The following is a 9,781-nucleotide window of genomic DNA, read 5'->3' as shown; positions in this document are numbered from 1 at the left end:
CTGCCATTCCTGCTGCTCGGCCTCGCGATGCTGATCGCGCTCGGCTTCGAATTCGTCAATGGCTTCCACGACACCGCCAATGCTGTCGCGACCGTGATCTACACCCACGCCCTGCCGGCGCAGTTCGCCGTCGTCTGGTCGGGCTGCTGGAACCTCTTGGGGGTGCTCGCATCCAGCGGCGCTGTCGCCTTCGGCATCGTTTCGCTCCTGCCGGTCGAACTCATCCTGCAGGTTGGCTCGAGCGCCGGCTATGCGATGGTGTTCGCTCTGCTGATCGCGGCGATCATCTGGAATCTGGGCACATGGCTTTTCGGCATCCCGGCCTCCAGCTCGCATACCCTGATCGGCTCGATTGTCGGCGTCGGCGTCGCCAACGCGCTGATGCGCGGGGTGGACGGCACCTCTGGCGTCGACTGGGATCAGGTGACGAAGATCGGCGAAGCTCTGCTATTTTCGCCGCTCTTCGGCTTCGTCCTTTCCGCGCTGCTGCTCCTCCTGATGAAGGCGATCGTGCGGGTTCCGGCTCTCTACAAGGCGCCCGAGGGGCGCAACCCGCCGCCGACCTGGATCCGCGGCCTGCTCGTCCTCACCTGCACGCTGGTGTCGTTCTTCCACGGATCGAACGACGGCCAGAAGGGCATGGGCCTCATCATGCTGATCCTGATCGGCGTCGCGCCGACCGCCTACGCCTTGAACCGGGCGCCGCCGGCTGGGCACGCCGAATCGTTCATCGCCGCCGCGCAGGACGCCTCGAAGGTCGTCGCGGCGCACGGGGCGGGCTACAACGTCATCGGCGACCCCCGCCCTGCGGTGACCGACTACATTCACGCCCACAAGATCTCCGAGGGCACCTATCCGTCGCTCGCCGTTCTGGTGCGTGAGATCAGCGACTCGGTCAAAGAGTACGGCTCGGTCGCCAGGACGCCGCTCGATAAAGTTCAGAACGTCCGCAACGACATGTATCTCGCCTCGGAGGCGATGCGCGTTCTCGCCAAGGACAAGGAGAGCGAGCTGACGGACGCCGAGAAGAAGCAGATCGGCGAGTTCAAGAAGCAGCTCGACTACGCCACCAAGTTCATTCCGATCTGGGTGAAAATCTGCGTGGCGATTGCGCTTGGCCTCGGCACGATGGTCGGATGGAAGCGCATCGTCGTGACCGTCGGCGAGAAGATCGGCAAAACCCACCTGACCTATGGGCAGGGCGCCGCCGCCGAGCTCATCGCCGCCGCCACGATCGGCGCGGCCGATGGTCTCGGCCTGCCAGTGTCGACGACCCACGTGTTGTCGTCCGGCGTCGCCGGCACGATGGTCGCCAACGGCTCGGGAATGCAGTGGTCGACGGTCGGAAGCATTGCGCTCGCCTGGGTGTTGACCTTGCCAGCGGCGATGATTTTGTCAGGCACCCTTTTCTTCATTTTCCGTCACATCTTCTGACGGGCATCCACGGACGCAATCGCAAGGACCGCGCTGCCCGGCGCGGTCCTTTTCGTTCGGGTCAGCCGCCGTAGAACGCGATTGGCCTCGGCCGCCCCCGGGGGATGCGGACGCCGCGGGCCCTATAGTCCTCAAGGGTCAAGTGCATCATCACCGTCATCAGCGCGTCCGAATAGGCGTCGTGCTGGTCGAGCGCCGGCAGGCCTAGATCCCTGAGAATGCTCATGAACCGCAAATCGATCTCGACGCCCGGCGGCGCGTCGCCGTACTTGCGCTCGTAATAGGTCCCCGACACCTCGATCTGGGCGTTCGGCAGGTCGATGCCGATGAGGCGCCGCACGTGCTTGTTCAGCATCGCAACGTCGAACTCGAGATAGAAGCCGACCAGCGGCCGCGACCCGATGAACCGCAGAAGGTCCGGCAGTACCTCCTCGATCGGTCGGCCGCCAGCGACATCCTGCTCGCGCAGGCGATGAACCTTGATGGCGTCCGGATTGAGCTTCGCCCTGGGCTTGACCATCGCCTCGAAGCGCTCGCTGGTCAGGATCCGATTGCCGCGGATTTTCACCGCGGCGACCGTGACGATGTCGTCCGTGCGCGTGTTCAGGCCCGTCGTCTCGCAGTCGATCGACACCGATTCGCCTTGCGGCGGCGGATCGAACAAGAAGCGATAGGCGGGATCGCGCAAGAGGTGCAGGAGAAAACGCCGCTTCAGCCCGAGCAGCATCAGAACATCGCCAGGTTGAAGTGCCGGCGCAGCATTTCGCGCAGCCGTTTGACCACGTGGAAGGCGTCGCGCAGCAGGTCGCGCTCCATCGTCGACAGCTCGGCCGGGCGAACGAGGCTGGTTGACGCCTTCTCGGCGATCTGCGCGTCAAGCCGCAGCGTCATGAGGTAATGCAGCGCCTGGGTCAGCTCGCGCGCGAACTGGGCGTCGAACTGGTGAAGCTCCACGAGCCGGGCGATCCGCGCGGTCGTGCCGGTCTCGTGCAGCCTCTTCTCCAGCGCCAGCGCCCGGACGCCGTGCACGATCGGAAAGACGCCGCCCTTCTTCAGATCGAGCGCGTCGCCCTCGGCCTTCGAGGTGACGAGGTTGTTGAAGAACCCGATCGGAGTCGGGAAGGCGTCGATGGCGCGGGCGAACCGGGCGAGCCGCAGGCGCTCCCCGTGCATGAGATCGATCAGGTCCTGCTTGGCGGTCTTAAGGAGCCCGGCGTCGCCCGCCGTCGCCTCGGCGTCATAGAAGATCGCGATGTCCATCGTCCCCGTTTCGTCGGAGAGCGCAAGCCAGCGGCGGAAGTCGTCGCGGTATTCGGTGAGCGTCTTCGACCAGACCGGGTTGCGCACCATCACCTCGCCCGGACAAGGCGGAAAACCGCACTCGGCCAGGGCGTCGAACACGTCGGCGCGGAATTGGACGAGGTCCTCCTCCGGCGCCGGCGCGGCGAGAATGAGCCCATTGTCCTGATCGGTGCGGAACGTCTGCTCGCCGCGACCCTCGCTGCCCATCACGAAGAAGCAGCCGGCCTCGCGAATCGATTTCGGCGCGACGAGTTGAAAGAGCTTGTGGTGCAGGCGCCGGTTGAGGTCGGAAACGATCTCGCAGACGAGGTCGACCTTGACCCCCTGACGGCGCATGAGGCGAATCTGAGGCTCGATCCCTTTTGCGGCGCGCGCGAGACCCGCCACCGTGCTCGATCGATCGATCCTCCCGGCTACGAGCTGCGAGTTTCCCGCCAGAAAGCTCAAGAGATCGATGTCCTCGAGCACCCCGATGAACATCCCGTTTTCGCCGACGGCGAGGCGGCGCTTGTTGTGCTTGGTCATGCGCAGGAGCGCGGTCGTGACGAGGTCGTCCGGCGCGACGCTGACGACCGGGCGATGCGCAAGCGGACCGACGGGGCTCTCGGGCGGGCGATGGTCGCACAGCGTCGCGTCGAGAAGGTCCGAGCGCGTGACGATTCCGGTTCCGTCGTCGTCAGTGACGAACAGCGCATAGGCCTTGTGCGTCCGCATCAGCGCGCCGGCTGCGGCGATCGACTCGGTCGCGTCGACGAAAACGGCCGGATGATGGAAGAGCTCGTCGACGCGCGCGGCGATGAGCGGCGTGAACCGCGCGGCCTCCTCCTCGCGCGAGACCGTGTCGAGCTTGTGGGCGATGTCGAGATAGAAGAACGAGGCGAAGCGCGGGTTCTCGTTGATCAGCCTCAGGGTCACGTCGCGCGGCATGAGGTTGCAAAGCGTCTCCTCGCGCGCCACGAATGCGTTCGAGCTCTTGCCCTGCACCAGGGCGCGCGAATCGAACATGTCGCCTGGGCCCCTGAGGGCGACGAGATCGTCTCCGTCCCGCTCCTCGACCGCACCCTTGATCACGATGAACAGGCTTTTTGGCGCGCTCAAGCGTTCGATGATCGTCTCGTTCGGCCGATAATAGGCGATGTCGAGCGAGTGGCTCACGACTTCGAGCTCGTCCGCGTTCAGCCGGTCGAACGGCGCGCTGCGCGGATCGAAAGGCTGCGCCAAAGTTCTCCTCCCTTCGGTTGGGAGAATTGTCCCTGTCCCGGGCAGCTTTGCAAGTGGACTAAGGTCAAGCCTTGGGCTGCGCCACGGATGGAAGCCCGCCTTCGGGCCTGCTACAACATCGGACGGGAGCTGACGACGACGGGCGCTTAAAGGGGGCGGAAGGCCATGACCATGATCGACGACGCACTTGCCGCCATCGACGCCAACGCCGGGCCGGCCGTGGAGCGGTTGTTCGACTTTCTCAGGATCCCGTCGGTTTCCGCCGACCCGGCCCACTTCGCCGACTGCGACCGGGCCGCTGACTGGCTGGTCGACGAACTCCGCGCGATCGGGTTCGAGGCGGCCAAGCATCCGACCGACGGACGCCCGGCGGTTGTGGGCCACATCAAGGCGGCGCGCCGCGACTCGCCGCACGTCCTGTTCTACGGCCATTACGACGTCCAGCCGCCGGATCCCCTCGATCTCTGGCGCTCGCCGCCGTTCGAGCCGAAGCTCGAAGCCGGACCCCGCGGCGAGCGCATCGTCGCCCGCGGCGCTTCGGACGACAAGGGCCAGCTCATGACGTTCCTCGAGGCCTGCCGCGCCTTCCAGAGGTTCGGCGGCCCGCCCTGTGCGATTACCGTGCTGTTCGAGGGCGAGGAGGAGACCGGCTCGCCGTCCCTGCCGGCCTTCCTGACCAAGAACGCCAAGACGCTGAAAGCCGACATCGCGCTCGTCTGCGACACCGGCATGTGGAGCCCGTCGACGCCGGCGATCACGACGGCGCTGCGCGGAATTGTCGCCGACGAGGTGGTCCTGACCGGCGCCAACCGCGACCTGCATTCCGGCGTCTACGGCGGCGTCGCCGTCAACCCGATTCACGTTCTCTCGCGCATTCTCGGCGACCTGCACGACCCCAACGGCGCCGTGACGCTGCCGGGCTTCTACGACGGCGTGGAGGAACTCCCCGAGGAGATCAAGGAGCAGTGGGCGGCGCTCGAATTCGACGCCGCCGCCTTTCTCGGCGACGTCGGCCTGACGACGCCCGTTGTAGAGCGCGGCCGCACGCCGCTCGAACAGGTCTGGTCCCGGCCCACCTGCGAGGTCAACGGGATCTCCGGCGGCTACGCCGGCGAGGGGGTCAAGACTGTCCTGCCCGCCAAGGCGAGCGCCAAAGTGTCGTTCCGGCTGGTCGGCAAGCAGAATCCCGAGAAGATCGTCCAGTCGTTCCGCGCTTTCGTCACTTTGCGGCTGCCGCCCGACGTGAAGGCCGAGTTCATCGGCCACGCCGGGAGCCCGGCGATCACCCTGCCGGTCAAGAACGAGGCGCTCCGCCGCGCCCGCCGCGCGCTCGAAGCCGAGTGGGGCAAGCCCGCGGCGCTGGTCGGGTGCGGCGGATCGATCCCGATCGTCGGCGCGTTCAAGCGCGAGCTGAACATGGACAGTCTCTTGGTCGGTTTCGCGCTCGAGGACGACGCCATGCACTCCCCGAACGAGAAATACGAGCGGGCCTCGTTCCACAAAGGCGCGCGGTCCTGGGCGCGCATCCTCGGGGCGCTCGCCGCGTGAGCAACGAGCCGCGGGTCGGCGTGGGGTGCGGCGCGTCCGTCGTGTCCGACGGACGGGTTCTGCTGGTCAAGCGGCGACGGCCGCCAGAGGCGGGGCGCTGGAACCTGCCGGGCGGCAAAGTGCGCTATCTCGAGCGCGTCGAGGACGCCGTTCGCCGCGAGGTCCTCGAAGAAACCGGGCTTTTGATTCGGCTCGTGCAAATGCTGCAAGTCATTCAGATGCTGGGCCAGGACGGCCAGCACTGGGTGTCCCCGGTGTGGCTCGCGGAGGTGGGCCGGGGCGACGCGCGCAATTGCGAACCCGACAAAGCCGAGGCTGTCGAATGGTTCCCCCTCGACGCTCCGCCGGGTCCGCTCGCCCAGGGCGCGGACGAGGCGATTGCGAAACTGATCGGCGCCGGGGGCGGGCCCGCTCCGAAGGGACGAACCCATGACGGACAGCCGAAGGGCGCGTAAGCGCGACCAGTTCCTGGCCGTCGTCAGACAGCCGCCCGCGCTCATGGGCATTCTCAACGTGACGCCTGATTCGTTCTCCGACGGCGGCCGTCATATCGAGCTGTCGGCGGCTATCTCGCGGGCGAAGACGATGATCGCCGAGGGCGCGTCCATCGTCGATGTCGGGGGCGAGTCGACCCGGCCCGGTCACATTCCGGTCGCGGAGGATGAAGAGCTTCGACGGGTCGCGCCCGTGATCGAGGCCCTGGCCCGCGACATCGACGCGCCCATTTCGATCGACACCATGAAGGCGGCGGTGGCGCGGGAGGCCGCCCGCCTCGGCGCCTCGGTCATCAACGATGTCTGGGGTCTGCAGCGCGACCCCGCCATGGCCGACGTCGTCGCCGAGACCGGCTCGGCCGTCATCGTCATGCACAATCGCGAGCGGACGGACGCCGCCATCGACATCCTCGACGATGTCGAGCGCTTTCTCGAGCGCTCCTTGCGGCTCGCCGCCCGAGCGGGCGTTCCGTTCGGCCGTATCCTCGTCGATCCGGGCGTTGGCTTCGGCAAGACGCCGGAGCAGAACTGCGCCTGCATCTCGAATCTCGACCGTTTCCGCCGGCTAGGCGCGCCGGTTCTCGTCGGCCTGTCGCGCAAATCGTTCATCGGCCGAATCGCCGGCGGCGCGCCGGATGAGCGCCTGATCGGCACGCTCGCCGCCGACGTCGTCGCGCTGATGCGGGGGGCGTCGGTGCTGCGCGTGCACGACGTCGCCGAGCATCGGCAGGCGCTCGACGTGTTCCGGACCTTCGCGGCGACCGAACGGCCGCCCGCGCCGCGAGCCCGGGACGGCCGCGCCGATGTCGTGCTCGCGCTCGGGGGAAACGTCGGCGACAAGGTCGGCGCGCTGCGCCGCGCGCTCGCCGCGCTGGACGACGAGCCCGGAATCGCGCTGACCGCCGCCTCTCGCCTCTACCGCACACCGCCGTGGGGAAAAACCGACCAGGACTGGTTCGCCAACGCCTGCGCGCTGGCGCGGACCGACCTGCCGCCCGAGGCGCTGCTCGACCGGCTCAAGGCGATCGAGACCGAGCTCGGCCGGAAGCCAGGCGAGCGATGGGGTCCGCGCGTGATCGACATCGACATCATCGCCTACGACGATATCGCGCTTGAGAGCGAACGCCTCACCCTGCCCCACCCGGAGGCCCTGAATCGCGCCTTCGTCCTCATCCCGCTGGCGGAGATCGCGCCTGAGCGAATCCTCGGCGGGAGGCGGGTCAAGGAGGCGGCCGCGAACCTCGGCGCGGAGGCGTCCGGCATTGTTCCGCTGGACTGAGCCGGCCAAAGGGGCAAAAATCGAGCTTCACGCCCATTCCCGGCGCCGGAGCCCGATTCATGACCGTCTGGTCGCAAACGTACACGTATCTCGAGGGTCAATGGCTCGAGGGCAATCATCCGATCGTCGGCCCGCGCACCCATGCCTTCTGGCTCGGCTCGAGCGTGTTCGACGGCGCCCGAGCTTTCGAGGGTGTCGCGCCGGACCTCGACCGGCATTGCCAGCGGCTCAACCGCTCGGCGAGCGCCATGAGCCTCGTCCCGACCATGAGCGCGGAGTCGATATTCGACCTCGCGTGGGAGGGAAGCCGGAAATTTCCGGCGGGCGCGGAGCTTTACATTCGTCCGATGTACTGGGCGGAGGAGAGCGGCCACAATTCGTCGGTGCCGCCGAATCCGGAATCGACCCGCTTCTGCCTGTGCATCTACCAGGCGCCGCTGCCGAAGCCGACCGGCGTTTCGATCACCCGCTCGGCCTTCGTAAAGCCGCTCGCGATCACCATGCCGATCGAGGCCAAGGCCGGCTGCCTCTATCCGAACAACGGCCGCGCCCTCATCGAGGCTCGCTCCCGCGGCTTCGATAGTTGCCTGCTGGCGGACATGCTCGGCAACGTGGCGGAGCTTGCGACCGCCAACGTCTTCTTGGCCAAGGATGGCGTGGTGATGACGCCGGTGGCCAACGGGTCGTTCCTCAACGGCGTTACCCGTCAGCGCGTTCTGCAATTGCTCAGCGGCGACGGCCGCGACGTGCGCGAGGCGACGCTGACTTTCGCGGATTTCGACGCCGCCGACGAGATTTTCGTGGTCGGCAATTTCGGCAAGGTGACGCCGGTCCGGCGGATCGAGGGGCGCGATCTTCAGCCCGGGCCGGCGTTCCGCCGAGCGCGCGAGCTCTATTGGGACTTCGCCCATTCGGGCTGACCGGGCGCGCCGGCGCAGAAAGGAGAACGTAATGCCGACTCGATTGACGGTGCGGCTCGATTTCGAGGCCGGGCGCAGGCTCGGCGCCGGCAAGGTGGCGCTCCTGGAGGCGATCGACAAGACCGGGTCGATCTCCGCGGCCGGGCGGGCCCATGCGATGTCGTATCGCCGCGCCTGGCTCCTGGTCGACGAATTGAACCAGCTCTTCTCAGGCCCGCTGGTCGCCGCCCATCACGGCGGGGTGAAGGGGGGCGGCGCCTCGCTGACCGAGGAGGGGCGACGGATCGTGGCGCTTTATCGCGACGCGGAGGCCAAGATGCGCGAAGCCGCCGAGGCCGAGATCAACGCGATCGAGGGCATGCTCGGTCCTGTCGAATACCCGGCGCGCGCCTCGGGCTGACGCCGGCCGTGCGCCCGATCGCCTGGATGCCGCCGGCGCGAGACATTTGGATTTCCTCAGCCGTCCGCGGAGGGAGGTCAGGGCTCCGCCGGCGCCCGTCGCCGCTGAAACAAGGGACCGGCGAACGCCAGGCTCACTCCGGCGCTCGGTTTGCTTTGACGCGCGCGAGGCGCAGCGTGAGCTGGCGCCGTGGCGGGAAACAGCGCCGCGATGGCGGATTTTCGCCGACCAGGACCCTTGCTATTTTCCACTATGTTCATAAATCTGCTGGTCTGAAGCCAACGTAAGCCGACGCAGGCAATTGACTCACCAGTTTTTTTTGCGCGCGCCAACGCTTCTGCTGCGAGAGTACGGTAGTCATAGGCTCCGAATCGGTGAGAGCGGGCGTCGAGGACGGACAGTGCTGACGAACAAGGGGAAGTACGGCCTTAAGGCCATGGTGCATCTCGCCGGGATCGAACCCGGCGCCCTCGCCCAGGTCGCCGACATCGCCGAGACCAATTCGATCTCGAAGAAGTTCCTCGACCACATTTTGACCGAATTGCGCCACGCCGGTCTGGTCTATTCCAAGAAGGGCAAGGGCGGCGGCTACGCGCTCGCCCGCCCCGCGCACGAGATCCGCGTCGGCGCGATCGTTCGGGTTCTCGACGGGCCGCTCGCGCCCATTCCCTGCGCCTCGGTCACAGCCTACCGGCCTTGCTCGGACTGCGGCGACCTGAGGACTTGCGCGGTGCGGCAGGTGATGGTCCAGGCGCGCAACGCCATCGCCGAGGTGCTCGACAATCGCACCCTGGCGGAATTGCGCGCGCTCACCAATCCGCCGGAACTCGAGGACATGTACCACATTTAGTGGCGACAATCTGACTCGCGGTTCCGATAGGACCGGATTCGACGTAGTGCTGCCGTTGCAGATCGCCAACTCGAACGGCGCAAGTGGGCAGGTAAGCGGGCCTTGCCTGTAGACGCGGAGTCCGCCCGAAGCGGGCGTGCGGTCCCTCTCGGGTTCATCTCAAGAAGACGTCGGAAGTCCGTCTCCGTCACTGGTGACTGTCCCTCCTTCGCGCGCTCACTTTTCAGGCATGCCTGCTTTTCGCAACGCTTCCACAAATGTCGGACTCGGGCCGGACGCGCCTGCGTCCATCGCTCTCGCCCGCAGTTCGGCGATCGTCCGGATCTGTGGTCC

Annotated in this window: 9 protein-coding genes; 7 read left to right on the top strand and 2 right to left on the bottom strand. The window is 67.0% G+C overall.

What is annotated here, in order from left to right; all coding sequences use genetic code 11:
- The coding region (locus ACLP25_RS06070) for an inorganic phosphate transporter (RefSeq protein ID WP_442468331.1) at window positions 1-1,434 on the top strand (1,434 nt) is incomplete at its 5' end.
- A gap of 61 nt (window positions 1,435-1,495) precedes the next feature.
- Here the strand turns inward: ACLP25_RS06070 and ACLP25_RS06065 are convergent.
- Complete coding sequence (locus ACLP25_RS06065) at window positions 1,496-2,161, bottom strand: 3'-5' exonuclease (protein ID WP_442468330.1); 666 nt, start codon at window positions 2,159-2,161, stop codon at window positions 1,496-1,498.
- Window positions 2,161-3,957: a putative nucleotidyltransferase substrate binding domain-containing protein gene (locus ACLP25_RS06060; protein WP_442468329.1), complete on the bottom strand. Its 1,797-nt coding sequence runs from the start codon at window positions 3,955-3,957 to the stop codon at window positions 2,161-2,163. Before ACLP25_RS06060 ends, ACLP25_RS06065 begins: the two co-directional genes overlap by 1 nt.
- A 165-nt stretch (window positions 3,958-4,122) precedes the next feature.
- On the opposite strand from ACLP25_RS06060, the gene ACLP25_RS06055 reads away from it, so the two are divergent.
- The 6 genes from ACLP25_RS06055 (at window position 4,123) to ACLP25_RS06030 (ending at window position 9,448) form a co-directional block, all read left to right on the top strand.
- Window positions 4,123-5,505 carry a M20/M25/M40 family metallo-hydrolase gene (locus ACLP25_RS06055; protein ID WP_442468328.1) on the top strand — a complete coding sequence of 461 codons (1,383 nt, stop codon included), beginning with the start codon at window positions 4,123-4,125 and terminating at the stop codon, window positions 5,503-5,505.
- Window positions 5,502-5,960: an NUDIX domain-containing protein gene (locus tag ACLP25_RS06050; RefSeq protein ID WP_442468327.1), complete on the top strand. Its 459-nt coding sequence runs from the start codon at window positions 5,502-5,504 to the stop codon at window positions 5,958-5,960. The genes ACLP25_RS06055 and ACLP25_RS06050 overlap by 4 nt, the downstream gene beginning before the upstream one ends.
- On the top strand, window positions 5,935-7,278 hold the full coding sequence (gene folP, locus ACLP25_RS06045) for a dihydropteroate synthase (RefSeq protein ID WP_442468326.1): 1,344 nt from the start codon (window positions 5,935-5,937) through the stop codon (window positions 7,276-7,278). The genes ACLP25_RS06050 and folP overlap by 26 nt, the downstream gene beginning before the upstream one ends.
- A 59-nt stretch (window positions 7,279-7,337) precedes the next feature.
- The gene (locus tag ACLP25_RS06040) at window positions 7,338-8,198 is read left to right on the top strand and encodes a branched-chain amino acid aminotransferase (RefSeq protein ID WP_442468325.1); all 861 of its coding nucleotides are present in this window, start codon (window positions 7,338-7,340) and stop codon (window positions 8,196-8,198) included.
- Between the two features lie 31 nt (window positions 8,199-8,229).
- Complete coding sequence (locus tag ACLP25_RS06035; RefSeq protein WP_442468324.1) at window positions 8,230-8,598, top strand: winged helix-turn-helix domain-containing protein; 369 nt, start codon at window positions 8,230-8,232, stop codon at window positions 8,596-8,598.
- 400 nt (window positions 8,599-8,998) lie between these two features.
- Window positions 8,999-9,448: an RrF2 family transcriptional regulator gene (locus tag ACLP25_RS06030; protein ID WP_442468323.1), complete on the top strand. Its 450-nt coding sequence runs from the start codon at window positions 8,999-9,001 to the stop codon at window positions 9,446-9,448.
- The last annotated feature ends 333 nt before the right edge of the window (window positions 9,449-9,781 follow it).

The organism is Roseiarcus sp., assembly GCF_052145395.1.
Classification (GTDB): Bacteria; Pseudomonadota; Alphaproteobacteria; order Rhizobiales; family Beijerinckiaceae; genus Roseiarcus.
The sequence above is the reverse complement of the archived record's forward strand: the minus strand, read 5'-3'. Positions and strand labels throughout refer to the sequence as shown.